The organism is Streptomyces sp. NPDC091281, assembly GCF_044757425.1.
GTDB lineage: Bacteria > Actinomycetota > Actinomycetes > Streptomycetales > Streptomycetaceae > Streptomyces.
The window spans coordinates 179271-193120 of sequence record NZ_JBIVUY010000006.1; the positions used below are offsets into that span (position 1 = coordinate 179271).

The 13850-nt window shown below is 75.1% G+C and carries 12 protein-coding genes; 6 read left to right on the forward strand and 6 right to left on the reverse strand.

Translation table 11 applies throughout. The features are described 5' to 3' along the window. Positions 1–93 precede the first annotated feature (93 nt). Both ACIQPQ_RS17700 and ACIQPQ_RS17705 read right to left on the reverse strand, forming a co-directional pair. Positions 94–2418 (reverse strand): helix-hairpin-helix domain-containing protein, encoded by a 2325-nt coding sequence (locus ACIQPQ_RS17700; RefSeq protein ID WP_401304842.1) that lies wholly within the window; start codon positions 2416–2418, stop codon positions 94–96. Continuing rightward, positions 2415–3401, reverse strand: coding sequence for an aldo/keto reductase (locus tag ACIQPQ_RS17705; protein ID WP_401304844.1), 987 nt, complete (start codon positions 3399–3401; stop codon positions 2415–2417). Before ACIQPQ_RS17705 ends, ACIQPQ_RS17700 begins: the two co-directional genes overlap by 4 nt. A gap of 201 nt (positions 3402–3602) precedes the next feature. On the opposite strand from ACIQPQ_RS17705, the gene ACIQPQ_RS17710 reads away from it, so the two are divergent. Continuing rightward, a complete protein-coding gene (locus ACIQPQ_RS17710; protein WP_401304846.1) occupies positions 3603–4658 on the forward strand; it encodes an LLM class F420-dependent oxidoreductase in 1056 nt (351 codons plus the stop codon). A gap of 328 nt (positions 4659–4986) precedes the next feature. Beyond that, entirely contained in the window at positions 4987–5775 is a 789-nt protein-coding gene (locus ACIQPQ_RS17715; protein ID WP_401304848.1) for a ferritin-like domain-containing protein, read from the forward strand. 30 nt (positions 5776–5805) lie between these two features. Here the strand turns inward: ACIQPQ_RS17715 and corA are convergent, their stop codons facing one another. Next, positions 5806–6801 (reverse strand): magnesium/cobalt transporter CorA, encoded by a 996-nt coding sequence (gene corA / locus ACIQPQ_RS17720; RefSeq protein WP_401304849.1) that lies wholly within the window; start codon positions 6799–6801, stop codon positions 5806–5808. A gap of 62 nt (positions 6802–6863) precedes the next feature. Here corA and ACIQPQ_RS17725 point away from each other — a divergent pair, with 62 nt between their 5' ends. From ACIQPQ_RS17725 to mshC, 4 genes are all read left to right on the forward strand, one after another. After that, positions 6864–7550 (forward strand): histidine phosphatase family protein, encoded by a 687-nt coding sequence (locus ACIQPQ_RS17725; RefSeq protein ID WP_401304851.1) that lies wholly within the window; start codon positions 6864–6866, stop codon positions 7548–7550. Positions 7551–7639: 89 nt separating this feature from the next. Beyond that, a complete protein-coding gene (locus tag ACIQPQ_RS17730) occupies positions 7640–8230 on the forward strand; it encodes a DUF3090 domain-containing protein (protein ID WP_383782206.1) in 591 nt (196 codons plus the stop codon). Further along, the gene (locus ACIQPQ_RS17735) at positions 8194–9051 is read left to right on the forward strand and encodes an SCO1664 family protein (protein WP_401304853.1); all 858 of its coding nucleotides are present in this window, start codon (positions 8194–8196) and stop codon (positions 9049–9051) included. The genes ACIQPQ_RS17730 and ACIQPQ_RS17735 overlap by 37 nt, the downstream gene beginning before the upstream one ends. Positions 9052–9137: 86 nt before the next feature. Beyond that, the gene (gene mshC, locus ACIQPQ_RS17740; protein WP_401304855.1) at positions 9138–10367 is read left to right on the forward strand and encodes a cysteine--1-D-myo-inosityl 2-amino-2-deoxy-alpha-D-glucopyranoside ligase; all 1230 of its coding nucleotides are present in this window, start codon (positions 9138–9140) and stop codon (positions 10365–10367) included. A gap of 115 nt (positions 10368–10482) precedes the next feature. Here mshC and ACIQPQ_RS17745 read toward each other — a convergent pair whose 3' ends face one another. The 3 genes from ACIQPQ_RS17745 to ACIQPQ_RS17755 form a co-directional block, all read right to left on the reverse strand. Next, positions 10483–11487, reverse strand: coding sequence for a PAC2 family protein (locus ACIQPQ_RS17745; protein ID WP_401304857.1), 1005 nt, complete (start codon positions 11485–11487; stop codon positions 10483–10485). Positions 11488–11671: 184 nt separating this feature from the next. Continuing rightward, a complete protein-coding gene (locus ACIQPQ_RS17750) occupies positions 11672–12979 on the reverse strand; it encodes an amidohydrolase (RefSeq protein ID WP_401304859.1) in 1308 nt (435 codons plus the stop codon). After that, entirely contained in the window at positions 12976–13755 is a 780-nt protein-coding gene (locus ACIQPQ_RS17755) for a purine-nucleoside phosphorylase (RefSeq protein ID WP_401304861.1), read from the reverse strand. Before ACIQPQ_RS17755 ends, ACIQPQ_RS17750 begins: the two co-directional genes overlap by 4 nt. Positions 13756–13850: the final 95 nt, after the last annotated feature.

Consider the following 13850-nt stretch of genomic DNA (forward strand, 5'->3'; position numbering starts at 1 on the left):
GCGTGCGTACGGCGTGTGGTGTCTGGACGGCGGTGGGCGGAGGCGGGCGGGAGCCCGTGGTCCGGCCGCCGCCGTCGGCGTCTTCGGGGGCCGTCAGGCCGAGGCGGCCGGGACCTGGGCGCGCAGCAGGGCGGGCAGCCGGGTCGTCCGGGGCTTCGCCGTGACCTCGGCGACCGCACGGGGGAGGGCCTGGTCCGCGCCGTGCACCACGGACAGATGGCGCTCCGCCCGGCCGAAGGCCGTGTAGACCCAGGGGCGGGAGAGGGCCTGCGCCGCGTCTCCGGGCAGCACCACGACCGCCGCGGGCCACCGGCCGCCCACCGCCTGATGCGCCGTCAGCGCCCACCCGTGCCGGACGGACTGCTCGACCCGCTCCCTGGGGACGACGACGGCGGCGCCCGCGCAGGACAGGTGCAGTCCGTCGGCGTCGGCCGTCACCACCTGGCCGGGCACCGTACGACCCGGCGCGGGGGAGTAGGCGACGCGGTCGCCGGGGTCGAAGCCGCCGAAGCGGCCGGGGCCGGGGTTGAGGCGTTCCTTGAGCGCCGTGTTGAGGGCGCGGGTGCCCGCCGCGCCGCCGTGGCCCGGAGTGATCACCACTGTGTGCTCGGGGGTGACGCCGAAGGCGCGCGGCACCGAGTCCGCGACCAGCTGCACGGTGCGGTGCACGGCCTCGCCCGCGTCCCGCACCGGCACGATCACGATCTCCTTGCCGGGTGCCTCGACCTGGTTCAGCTCGCCGACGCCGATCCCGGAGACCAGCTCGCCGAGCGGCCCCGGGTCCGGGGTGCGGGAGGCGACCTGCGGGCAGACCTTGGCGGCCAGCAGGTCGGCGAAGACCCGGCCGGGACCGGCCGACCACAGCAGCGCCGGATCACCGCTGAGGACGAGCCGGGCGCCGTCGGGCAGCGCCTCCACGACCATCGCGGCCGCCTCCACGTCGAGCTGCGGGGCGTCCAGCAGGACCAGGAGGTCCAGGGCGAGGGCGCCGTCCGCGTCCCGGCCGGGGCCCTCCGCGCCGGACAGCAGGCCGGGCAGGGTGACGACACCGGCCGCCGCGTCCGGCGCCTCCTCGGACCCCGGTGCGGTGGAGGAGGCGAGGGCAGCGAGCCTGCGGCGGCCGTCCTCGGTGAGGCAGGCCGCGACGGGACGCAGGCCCAGGTCGCGGGCGGCGGCGAGCAGCGCCACCGGTTCCGCGCGGGCCGCCTCGCCGCCGGTGTGCAGGACCAGCCCGTGGCCCGCGACGGCGCGGATCAGGTCGGCCGCGCTGCCGGACGCGGCGCCGGCGACGCCCTCCCATGCCGGGGCGGACTCCTTGTCCAGCGCGTTGACGATCCGGGCGAGACCGTCCGCCAGGCTCTCCTCCGCGAGCGCGAACCGCTCCAGGCCCACCAGCACCCGGACCGGCACCGACTCCTCGTCGGCGTCCTCGGCGCCCTCCTCGTCAGCCCCGGCGGCCTCGGCGGCGGGCTGGGCGGGCCGGGACGCGCCGGGTTCGTCCAGGGCGTCCTGGAAGGCCAGGGCCTCGCCCTCCGCGAGGGCGCTCTGCACGGCGTCGTCGGCGTCCGGCACGCCCTGCCGGGCCAGCGCCCCGGTCAGCGTCGACACCTCCAGCGCGGTGTGCCCGGCGAGCGCCGCCTGCTCCAGCAGCCAGACCGTGACCGCCCGGCCGCGCCGCTCGTCGTCGGGAGCGCACTCGGCGCCCAGCAGGGCCCGCGCGAATCCGTCGGCCTGCTCCGGCCGCACGCCCGGCACGCGCAGCAACTGCCAGGGGTCCTCGCCCAGCAGCTCCGCGGCCCCCTCGCCGAGGACCGCCGCGACCTGCGGCGCCAGCGTCTCGGGGGCACCGCCACCGGCCAGCACGCGCCGTACGCCCTCGACGGTGTCGGCGGCGGGAGCCACGGGCGCGGGGGGCGCCGCGGGCACCGGCTGCGGGCGTCGTACGGGCTCGGGGGCGGGGCGGCGGGGTGCCGGAGGCGTGGCCGAGGCCGCGGGAGCCGGGTCGGCGGCCAGGGTCGTGGGACGGGCGCCGCTCTCCACGGCCCGCACCGCGGCGAGCAGGTCGGCCGCCGTGCCGCTCAGCTTCGCCCCGGCGGCGATCGGCCCGGCCTTCTCCGCCTTGCGGCGCGCGATCCGCTCGCGTTCCAGCTTCTGCGCGGCGAGTTCGGCCTCCGCCTCGGAGAGCCGGGGCGCCGCCTCCCCGCCCTCGCCGGTCGCCTCTCCGGTTCCCTCGGCGCCGCCGCCCTCCGGACCCGTGTCCTCCGCGTCGGCGCCGGTGTCGTCGGTGCCCGCGCCGGTGTGGTCCGGGGCCGTGGCGGTCCCGCCGCCGTCCATGCCCTCGCCGCCCCCGGCGCCCTCGTCCGGTGTCCCCGGCGCGGGGTGTTCCGTGCTCTCGGCGGGCTCCGGCTCCGTGCTCACAGCGTGCTCCAGTGGTGATCGGGATAGCGGTGCACGGGCGCCGACACGTCGTCGAGCGCCCGGCAGATCTCGTCAGGAAGACTAAGCGTCTCCACTGACAACGCGGCCGTGAGCTGCTGCGCGTTGCGCGCGCCGACGATCGGGGCGGTGACGCCCGGCCGGTCGCGGACCCAGGCCAGGGCGACCTGGAGCGGGGTCACCGCCAGCCCGTCCGCCGCGGTCTGCACCGCGTCCACCACCCGGCCCGCCGTGTCGTCGAGATACGGCTCCACGAAAGGCGCGAGATAGTCCGACGCGGCGCGCGAGTCGGGCGGCAGCGCGTCCCCCCGGTACTTGCCGGTCAGCACTCCGCGACCCAGCGGCGAGGACGGCAGCAGCCCGATGCCCAGGTCCCGGGCGGCCGGCAGCACCTCCCGCTCCACCCCGCGCTGGAGCAGCGAGTACTCCAGCTGGGTGCCCGCGAGGCGGGTCCGGGTGCCGGGCGCGGCGAGCTGCCAGGTGGCGGCCTTCGCGAGCTGCCAGCCGCAGAAGTTGGACACGCCCGCGTACCGCGCCCGGCCGCTGGCGACCGCGACGTCCAGCGCCTGGAGGGTCTCCTCCAGCGGGGTGTCCGGATCGAACGCGTGCACCTGCCAGAGGTCGACGTGGTCGGTGCCCAGCCGGGCCAGCGAGGCGTCCAGGGCGGCGAGCAGGTGTCCCCGCGAGCCGTCCACCCGGCGGTCCGGGTCGGGCACGCTGCCCGCCTTCGTCGAGATCACCAGGTCCCGGCGCGGGACCAGGCCGTCCAGCAGCCGTCCCAGCAGATACTCGGCCTCCCCGTCGCCGTACACGTCGGCCGTGTCGACGAGGGTGCCGCCCGCCTCCCAGAACGTCTTCAAGAGGTCCGCGGCGTCGTGCTCGTCGGTGTCGCGGCCCCAGGTCAAAGTGCCCAGCCCGATCCGGGACACACGCAGGCCGGTGCGGCCGAGATGCCTCTGCTCCATGAACGCCGAGATTACTGGCCAGAACTGAGCCGTGGGTTGCCTGTGGACAACCGAATCCGGCCCGGTCCGCGGGCCGGTGAGCCGCAGGTCGGCGCCCTGGCCGGTGACGCGCCCCACGCCCGCGCGCCCTCCCCGCCCGGCCCGCCGCCGCGCTAGTGTCTCCGCGACAGCGTCGTTACTGATCGGTAAGGGGAATCCGCCATGCAGCTCGGGATCAACCTCGGCTACTGGGGTGCCGGAATGGACGGGGACAACCTCGCCGTGGCCCAGGAGGCCGACCGGCTCGGCTACGCGGTCTGCTGGGCCGCCGAGGCGTACGGCTCCGACGCCGCCACCGTGCTGGCCTGGGTCGCCGCGCGCACCGAGCGCATCGACGTCGGCTCCGCCATCTTCCAGATCCCGGCCCGCCAGCCCGCGATGACCGCGATGACGGCCGCCACCCTGGACTCCCTCTCCGGCGGCCGTTTCCGCCTCGGCCTCGGCGTCTCGGGCCCGCAGGTCTCCGAGGGCTGGTACGGCGTCAAGTTCGACAAGCCGCTCGCCCGCACCCGCGAGTACGTCGAGATCGTCCGCAAGGCGATGACCCGCGAGCGCCTGTCGTACGACGGTGAGCACTGGACGCTGCCGCTGCCCGGCGGTCCCGGCAAGCCGCTCAAGCTGACCGTGCACCCCGAGCGCGAGCACATCCCGCTCTACATCGCCGCGATCGGCCCGAAGAACCTGGAGCAGACCGGCGAGATCGCCGACGGCGCCCTGCTGATCTTCCCGGCCGCCGAGCACATCGAGGACACCGCGCTGCGGCACCTGCGCGCGGGGCGCGAGAAGGCGGGGCTGACGCTGGACGGCTTCGACGTCTGCCCCACGCTGCCGCTGGCCACCGGCGACGACAAGGACGTCGAGCGCCTCGCCGACACCTTCCGCCCCTACACCGCGCTGTACGTGGGCGGCATGGGCAGCCGCAAGCAGAACTTCTACAACCAGCTCGCGCAGCGCATGGGCTACGAGGAGGCCGCCGCCGAGATCCAGGACAAGTACCTCTCCGGCGACAAGCAGGCCGCCGCGGCCGCCGTACCGCACGAGCTGATCGACCGGACGACGCTGCTGGGCTCGGTCGAGCGGATCGCCGACCGCATGAAGGCGTACGCCGCCGTCGGCGTCACCACCCTCACCCTCGCCCCCGCGGGCTTCACCCTCGAAGAACGCCTCACGTCCCTGCGCGCGGGAGCCGAGGCGCTGGAACTGGCGGGTCTCGCCTGAGGGTCCCTCCGGGGGTGGACGGTCACCTCACCCCGGTCACGGACACGCACCGACGCCGGGCCCGAGGGCCCGGCGTCGTGGGGAGGTTCCGCGGCCGTGGTGGGGGCTCGGGGGTCTTCCCCGCCACGGCCGTCACGGGGAACAACGCCGCGCGGGGCGGGACGGTCACGGGTGGGACGGCGGTGGATCGGGGTGCCGGGTGTCTCCTGGCTTGTCATCCATTCGGCGGAGTTGTCCGACACAGCTGTTGCAGCACCCACCGCCCCGCACTTGACTCGTTCTCTGCGGACCTGCGGATTCCCACGGGATGCGGAGAGGGTGCCTCACGATGCTTTCGGCCAAGAGTCTGTTCCAGGAGATCCTCGACCACGACGAGTCGTTCCGGCTGTTCTGTTCGATCGCCGCCAGCGGGGAGTCCCAGGGCGGCTGGGAGAACGCCCGGATCGCGGCCCTCGTGCCGCCCGCCGAGCGCGACCTCGCCCCGAAGATCGTCCGGCACGGCGCCGACGAGGACAAGCACGGGCGGATCTTCAACGCCCTGCTCAAGAAGCGCGGGCTCCAGCCCGTCCCCGTCCCGCCCGAGACCGACTACACGATGCTCCTGGAGCGCGGCGGCATCGGCCTGCCCCACGCCAGGCTCACGGCCGACCAGCCGCTGACCGTGCAGGACATCGTCACCTACCTCGCCCACAGCCGGGTCACCGAGCAGCGCGCCTCCGAGCAGATGGAACTGCTGCGCAAGCACTTCGCCGACCACCCCGACCTCGGCAGGGCCGTGCGGATGATCTCCCAGGACGAGGACAACCACCTCGCGTACTGCCACGAGGAACTGCTGCGCTTCGCGCGCGCGGGCCACGGCCGCGCCATCCAGCGCACCCTGCGCGCGTCGGCGCTCGCCGAGATCCGCGTCTACCGGGACGTCAGCCTCGCCGTCATGGCCGAGATGGGCCGCGTCCTCGGCTGGTCCCGCCCCAAGGCGGCCGTCCTGGCGGCGGGCATCCACGCCGTGTACGCCTGGGAACGCCTCGTCGGCTGGCGCCGCATGGTCACCCTGGAGATGCCCGAGCGCCGCGACGCCCTCGGCGGACCCGCCACCACCGCCCCCGAGTTCGCCTGACCCCCGTACCCCTCCGCCGGGCGGCGGCCCTCACATCCATCCCCGCCGCTTGAACAGCCGGTACAGCGACAGCTCCAGCGCGACCATCACGGCGACCACCGCCGGATAGCCCCACACCCAGTGCAGCTCCGGCATGTGGTCGAAGTTCATGCCGTAGATGCCCGCGATGAGGGTGGGCACGGCCGCCATGGCGGCCCACGCGGAGATCTTCCGCATGTCGTCGTTCTGCCGGACGCTCATCTGCGCCAGGTGCGCCGACAGGATGTCCGACACCAGCCGGTCGAGGGCCTCCACGGACTCGTTCACCCGCGCGAGGTGGTCGCCCACGTCACGGAAGAAGGGGCGCGCCCTGTCGTCCACGAACGGCAGCCCCGCCCCGAGTCCGGGCGCCCCGGCCAGCCGCGCCACCGGCGGGGTCAACGGCACCGTCGCCCGCCGGAACTCCAGGACCTGCCGCTTGAAGGTGTAGATGCGGGACGCGGTGTTGCGGGAGCCGCCGCCGTCCGGGGAGAACACCTCCGCCTCCAGCTCCTCCAGGTCGGTCTGGAGCTCGGTCGCCACGTCGAGATAGTGGTCGACGGTGGCGTCGGCGATCGCGTACAGCACCGTCGTCGGCCCCTTGGCCAGCATCTCCGGCTCCGCCTCCAGCCGCCGCCGGACGGCCGCCAGCGGCGAGCCCCCGCCGTGCCGGACCGTCACCACGAAGCCGTCACCGAGGAAGACCATGACCTCGCCGGAGGAGACGGTGTCGCTGTCGGGCTCGTACACCACCGGCTTCAGCACCAGGAACAGCGAGTCGTCGTAGACCTCCAGCTTGGGCCGCTGGTGCGCCTTGAGGGCGTCCTCCACGGCCAGCGGGTGCAGCCCGAACTCGCTGGTGATGTGGGCGAACTCCTCCTCCCCGGGCTCGTGCAGCCCGATCCAGACGAAGCCGCCCACGGACCGCGCCCGGTCCAGCGCGTCCGAGAAGTCCTCGGGGCCGTCCGTACGGTGTCCGTCGCGGTAGATGGCACAGTCCACGATCACGGAGCGCATTCTCCTTCCGCCGGGCGGCCGGTGCCGCCGGGTGTACGCCTACCCTGGGCCGCATGCCCACGCTCATCCTCGTCCGGCACGGACGCTCCACCGCCAACACCTCCGCAGTGCTCGCCGGATGGACCCCCGGCGTCGCCCTCGACGAGCGCGGCACCGCCCAGGCCGCCGCCCTCCCCGGACGCCTCGCCGGAGTCCCCATCGCGGAGGTCGTCGCGAGCCCCCTCCAGCGCTGCCAGGAGACGATCCGCCCGCTCCTGGACGCCCGCCCCGGCCTGACCGCGCACACCGACGACCGCGTCGGGGAGGCCCACTACGGCGACTGGTCGGGGCGCAAGCTCGCCGAACTGAAGGACGAGCCGCTGATGGAGGTCGTCCAGGCGCACCCCTCCGCCGCGGCCTTCCCCGGCGGCGAGTCCATGCGCGCGATGCAGACCCGCGCCGCCGAGGCGGTCCGCGAGTGGAACGCGCGCGTGGAGCGCGACCACGGCGCCGACGCCGTCTGGCTGCTGTGCTCCCACGGCGACATCATCAAGTCGCTGGTCGCGGACGCGCTCGGCCTCCACCTCGACCTGTTCCAGCGGATCTCCGTCGAACCGTGCTCCGTCACCGTCATCCGCCACACCCGGCTGCGGCCGTTCCTCGTCCGGCTCGGCGACACCGGTGACTTCGCCTCCCTCGTGCCCCGCGAGGAGCCCCCGGCGCAGGACGCCACGGTCGGGGGCGATGCGGGCGCACCGTGATCGTCGGCCGCAGTAGGGTGAAGCGGTCCGCGTAGTCGCTCGTTCGTGCATGGACGTTCCCGTACCCCGATTTCCCATGGAGACAGGTCGTGTCCCGTCAGGTGTTCCTCTACGACCCCCCGGACCGCTTCGTGGCCGGCACGGTCGGGCTGCCCGGACGCCGCACCTTCTTCCTCCAGGCCGCCGCCGGTCCCCGCGTCACCAGCGTCGCCCTGGAGAAGACCCAGGTGGCCGCGCTCGCCGAGCGCATGGAGGAACTGCTCGACGAGGTCGTCCGCCGCAGCGGCGGCAGCGCCTCCGTGCCCGCGGTCGCCCCCTCCGAGGTCGCCGACACCCGCCCCCTGGACACCCCCGTCGAGGAGGAGTTCCGGGTCGGCACCATGGCCCTGGCCTGGGACGGCGACGAGCAGCGCATGATCGTCGAGGCGCAGGCCCTGGTCGAGCTGGAGGCCGACTCCGAGGAGGACCTCGCGGAGGCCGAGGAACGGCTCCTCCAGGACGAGGAGAACGGCCCCCCGATGCTGCGCGTCCGCCTCACCGGCGCCCAGGCCCGCGCCTTCGCCAAGCGCGCCCTCGACGTCGTCAACGCCGGGCGCCCGCCCTGCCCGCTGTGCAGTCTCCCGCTCGACCCGGAAGGACACGTATGTCCGCGCCAGAACGGATACCGGCGAGGAGCGTGACGGCCACCGACCCGGCCGTCACCGCGCTGCTCGCCCGCGGCGAGCTGACCGTCCGCGGCCGCATCCGCGAGGCGTCCAACACGGTCCTGTACTGCACCGTCGCCCTGGAGGGCCGCGAGGCCGCCTGCGTCTACAAGCCGGTCGCCGGGGAACGGCCCCTGTGGGACTTCCCCGACGGCGACCTGGCCCGCCGCGAGGTCGCCACGTACGCCGTCTCCGAGGCGACCGGCTGGGGCCTGGTGCCGCCGACCGTGCTGCGCGACGGCCCGCACGGCGAGGGCATGTGCCAGCTGTGGATCGAGCAGGGACCAGGGGAGGAAGAGGGCGACCTGGGCGCCGACGGCCTCCTCGCCCTCCTCGACGCCGAGGAGCCCGGCGAGGGCTGGAAGGCGATCGGGTTCGCCGAGGTCGGCGAGGGCCGGACCGCGCTGCTGGTGCACGCGGACGACGAGCGGCTGCGCCGCCTCGCCGTCCTCGACGCCGTCGTCAACAACTCCGACCGCAAGGGCGGCCACCTGCTGCCCACCGCCGACGGCCGCCTCTACGGCATCGACCACGGCGTCACCTTCCACGTCGAGAACAAGCTCCGCACCCTCCTGTGGGGCTGGGCGGGCGAACCCCTCACCGGGGAGGCCGTGGACGTCCTCAAGACGCTCGGCGCCGCCCTGGAGCCCGACGGGCACCTCGCCCGCACCCTCGCCGACCTCGTCACCCCGGCCGAACTCGACGCCACCCGCGCCCGCGTCGAGACCCTCCTGGCCTCCGGCCGCCACCCCCTGCCCGGCACCGAGTGGCCCGCCATCCCCTGGCCGCCCGTCTGACACCACCCCCGGCCCTGAGCGCGCCCGCCGCCGACCGGACGGCTCCGGTTCGTATACGGATGCTCCCTCCGGTTAGGCTCATGTACATGCATGCCTGGCCCGCTTCCGAGGTCCCCGCCCTGCCTGGTCAGGGCCGCGACCTGAGGATCCACGACACCGCGACCGGCGGCCTCGTCACCCTCGACCCCGGTCCCGTCGCCCGCCTCTACGTCTGCGGCATCACGCCGTACGACGCGACCCACATGGGGCACGCGGCGACCTACAACGCGTTCGACCTCGTACAGCGCGTGTGGCTCGACACCAAGCGGCAGGTCCACTACGTCCAGAACGTCACCGACGTCGACGACCCGTTGCTGGAGCGCGCCCAGCGCGACGACGTCGACTGGGTCGCCCTCGCCGAGCGCGAGACCGCCCTCTTCCGCGAGGACATGACCGCCCTGCGGATGCTGCCCCCGCGGCACTACATAGGGGCCGTGGAGGCCATACCGGGCATCGTGCCGCTCGTCGAGCGGCTGCGGGACCAGGGCGCGGCCTACGACCTCGACGGCGACATCTACTTCTCCGTGGAGAGCGACCCGCACTTCGGCGGCGTCTCGCACCTCGACGCCGCCGCCATGCGGCTGCTCTCCGCCGAACGCGGCGGCGACCCCGACCGGCCCGGCAAGAAGAACCCCCTCGACCCGATGCTGTGGATGGCCGCCCGCGAGGGCGAGCCCAGCTGGGACGGCGGCTCGCTCGGCCGGGGCCGCCCCGGCTGGCACATCGAGTGCGTCGCCATCGCCCTCGACCACCTCGGCATGGGCTTCGACGTCCAGGGCGGCGGCTCCGACCTCGCCTTCCCGCACCACGAGATGGGCGCCTCGCACGCCCAGGTGCTCACCGGCGAGTTCCCCATGGCCAAGGCCTACGTCCACACCGGCATGGTCGGCCTGGACGGCGAGAAGATGTCCAAGTCCCGCGGCAACCTGGTCTTCGTCTCCCGGCTGCGCCGCGACGGCGTCGACCCGGCCGCGATCCGCCTCGCCCTCCTCGCCCACCACTACCGGTCCGACTGGGAGTGGACCGACCAGGTGCTCCAGGACGCCGTGGACCGGCTCGGGCGCTGGCGCGCGGCCGTCTCCCGGCCCGACGGTCCGCCCGCCGAGCCGCTGGTCGAGGAGATCCGCGCGGCCCTCTCCGCGGACCTCGACGCTCCGGCCGCGCTGGCCGCCGTCGACCGGTGGGCCGCCCGCCAGGCCGAGACCGGCGGCACCGACCCCGGCGCGCCGGGCGTCGTGTCCCGCGCGGTGGACGCGCTGCTGGGCGTGGCGCTCTAGCCTCCGGCGGCCGGAGCGGGAGAACAGAACAGGAGAGGGCGGTGCGCGTCACGCGCACCGCCCTCTCCCGTACGTCCTGCCAAGGTCGGCCCCGGCCGGTTCCCCGGTCAGCCGGTCAGTCGGCGGAGCCGCTTTCGGGACCGCTCTCCCCGTCGTCCTCGTCCGGCCTGCCGCCCGCGGCGCCCGGCGCGCCCGGTGCCGCGGGACCGGCGCCCGGCTCGGTCGGCTTCTGCTGCGGGCGGGGCGGGCGGGTGCGCTCGCCGGGGCCGGGCGGGCCGCCGCCGTCACGGCGCCGCAGATACCGCTCGAACTCGCGGGCGATCGCCTCGCCCGACGCCTCCGGCAACTCGGCGGTGTCCCGCGCCTCCTCCAGCGTCTGGACGTACTCCGCCACCTCGCTGTCCTCGGCGGCCAGTTGGTCCACGCCGACCTGCCACGCCCGCGCGTCCTCGGGCAGTTCGCCCAGCGGGATGCGGACGTCGATCAGATCCTCCAGCCGGTTCAGCAGCGCCAGCGTCGCCTTCGGGTTCGGCGGCTGCGACACGTAGTGCGGCACGGCCGCCCAGAGCGACACCGCCGGGACACCCGCGTGCGTGCACGCCTCCTGGAGCACCCCGACGATGCCCGTCGGGCCCTCGTACTTGGTCTCCTCCAGGTCCATCCGCCGCGCCAGGTCGGCGTCCGACGTCGTGCCGCTGATCGGGACCGGACGGGTGTGCGGGGTGTCGCCCAGCAGGGCGCCCAGGATCACGACCAGCTCGACGCCCAGCTCGTGCGCGAAGCCGAGCAGTTCGTTGCAGAACGACCGCCAGCGCATGGACGGTTCGATCCCGCGGACCAGGACGAGGTCGCGCGGCTTCTCCCCGCCGACCCGCACCACGGACAGCCGGGTCGTCGGCCAGGTGATCTTGCGCACGCCGGCGTCCATCCACACCGTGGGCCGGTTGACCTGGAAGTCGTAGTAGTCCTCGGCGTCCAGCGCCGCGAACACCTCGCCCTTCCACTCCTGCTCCAGATGCGCGACCGCGGTGGAGGCGGCGTCGCCGGCGTCGTTCCAGCCCTCGAACGCGGCCACCATGACCGGGTCGATCAGCTCGGGAACCCCCTCGAGCTCGATCACCCAGCGCCTCCTTCCGACGTGCCCTCGCCTGACCACCCAACCTTACGGCGTCCGGCGGGGGCGCCCGCAGCCCCCTTGCACGGGGGAGTGAACGGATCACTGCCCCGTTCGCACGCCTCGAACACACCGGCCGGGGTGCGGCGGAACCCCGCGCGCCGGTCCGCCGTCCCCCGCCGTCCGCCCCTCAGCCGTCCACGCCGAGGAGCGCCTCCAGCTCCGCCGTCACGGCGCCCGCGTCCAGCGTGGTGAGCGTCCGGTCGCGCAGCAGCACCCGCCCGTCCACCACCGTGTCCCGCACGTCGGACGCCTGCGCGGCGTAGGCGAGCGTCGACCACGGGTCGTGCGGCGGCCGCAGGTGCGGGGTGCTCAGGTCGAGCACCACCAGGTCGGCCCGCTTGCCCACCTCCAGCGACCCCAGCCGGTCGCCCAGCCCGAGGGCCCGCGCCGCCCCGATCGTCGCCATCCGTACGGCCTGTTCGGCGCCGACGGCCGTCGGGTCGCCGCCCGCCTTGTGCACCAGCGCCGCCAGCCGCACCGCCCCCAGCACGTCCAGCGTGTTGGAGCTGACCGCGCCGTCCGTGCCGAGGCCCAGGGTCACCCCGGCCGCCAGCAGCCGCGGCACCGGCGCGATCCCGCAGCCCAGCTTGAGGTTGGAGACCGGGCAGTGCGCGACGGCCGTCCCGGTGCGGGCCAGCGCCGCGATCTCGGCGCCGGTCAGGTCGACGGCGTGCGCGATCACCACGTCCGGACCGAGCAGCCCGAGCGCGTCCAGCAGCTCCACCGGCCGCCTGCCGTGGGCCACTTCGACGGTGGCGACCTCGGCGGCGTTCTCGGCCGCGTGCAGATGCACCAGCGCCCCGAACTCCCGTGCCAGCGCGAAGATCTCGGTGAGCTGGTCGGGGGAGAGGGTGTAGGCGGAGTGCGCGAACAGCACGGGCCGCCGACCCGCCCCGGCCGCCCCCTGCGCCTCCAGGTCCTGCCGGGCCCACGCCAGGCGCTTCTCGTACGCCATCCCGTCCGGCGGCTCCGGTACGTCCATGAAGGTGGGCCCGGTGTGCAGCCGCCAGCCCGCCTCGCGCGCGACCCGGGCGGCCGCCTCGTGGAACCAGTACATGTCCAGCGCCGACGTCACCCCGGCCCGTACGCTCTCCGCGATCGCCAGCCGGACCGCCGCCGCCACGTTCTCCGGCGTCAGCAGCCGCGCCTCCCACGCCAGGACCCGCTCCAGGAAGCCCTGGAGGGTCACGTCGTCGGCCCGGCCGCGCAGCAGCGTCATCGCGAGGTGCGTGTGCGTGTTGATCAGGCCGGGCAGGACGAGACAGCCGGTGGCGTCGATCTCCTCGGCCGCCGGGTGCCGGGCGGTCAGCTCGGCGGCCGGCCCGACGGCGACGATCTCGCCGCCGCGGACGGCCACCGCCCCGTCCCGCACGACGGTCCCGGCCTCGTCCACCGTCAGCACGTCACCACCGCGCACCAGCAGGTCGACGCTCATGCCCGCGCCCCCGCCTCGCCGCGGTCCGCCCGGTCCGCGTCGGCGAGCAGCCGCAGCGCCTCCAGGGAGACCACCGCGCCGCGGGCCACGCCCTCGGCGACCACCTCGCGGTGCGGGTCGTAGCCGCCGGTCGCCTCCTCGTCGACGAGTTCGTCGGCGTTCGCCCCGTCGATCACCAGGACCCCGCCCGCGACGAGGCCGCGCAGCGAGGCGGTGACCAGCAGCGCCGACAGCTCCATCTCGATCGCGGCGAGCCCGGCGCCCTCGTACGAGAACAGCGGGAGCAGCCCCGGCTGGAACGCGGCCCGGGTCCACACCACGCCCCGGTGGTGCGGGACGTCGGCCGCGCGCGCCGCGCGGGCCAGCGCCAGCACCGCCTCGGGCGCGGCGACCGCCGGGTACTCCGGGGGCAGCAGCTGGTGGGTGACGCCGTCGTCGCGGACGGCGGCCTCCGCGATCACCAGGTCGCCGTCCCGGACGCCGGGCCGCATCGCGCCCGCCGTGCCGAACCGCAGGAACGTGCCGACGCCCGCCTCCGCCAGCTCCTGGAAGAGCAGCACCGCGCCCGGCGCGCCCACGCCGTGCGACGCGACGACGACCGGCAGACCCCGCCAACTCCCGCGGAACACCCGGTACTCGCGGTGGTACGACACCTCCTCCGCGTCGTCGAGGAGGGCGGCGACCGCGGCGGCGCGGGCCGGGTCGCCGACGACCACGCCGTGCGCGGGCAGGCCGGTGCGCGGCACGCGCGTGATGGGCAGCAGGTCCTGGGTCATGTGACGGCTCCGGAGAGAGGAGGACGGGTACGGCGACGGCGGCGGGCCGTGGCTGCGGCGATGATCCGCACGCCCGACACCGTACGCAACGGAAC

Coding starts and splice junctions, on each gene's coding strand:
- ACIQPQ_RS17735 (WP_401304853.1), top strand. CDS start 8,194: ATGTCCGCGCCAGAACGGATACCGGCGAGGAGCGTGACGGCCACCGAC.
- mshC (WP_401304855.1), top strand. CDS start 9,138: ATGCATGCCTGGCCCGCTTCCGAGGTCCCCGCCCTGCCTGGTCAGGGC.
- ACIQPQ_RS17710 (WP_401304846.1), top strand. CDS start 3,603: ATGCAGCTCGGGATCAACCTCGGCTACTGGGGTGCCGGAATGGACGGG.
- ACIQPQ_RS17725 (WP_401304851.1), top strand. CDS start 6,864: ATGCCCACGCTCATCCTCGTCCGGCACGGACGCTCCACCGCCAACACC.
- ACIQPQ_RS17750 (WP_401304859.1), bottom strand. CDS start 12,979: ATGAGCGTCGACCTGCTGGTGCGCGGTGGTGACGTGCTGACGGTGGAC.
- ACIQPQ_RS17705 (WP_401304844.1), bottom strand. CDS start 3,401: ATGGAGCAGAGGCATCTCGGCCGCACCGGCCTGCGTGTGTCCCGGATC.
- ACIQPQ_RS17715 (WP_401304848.1), top strand. CDS start 4,987: ATGCTTTCGGCCAAGAGTCTGTTCCAGGAGATCCTCGACCACGACGAG.
- ACIQPQ_RS17755 (WP_401304861.1), bottom strand. CDS start 13,755: ATGACCCAGGACCTGCTGCCCATCACGCGCGTGCCGCGCACCGGCCTG.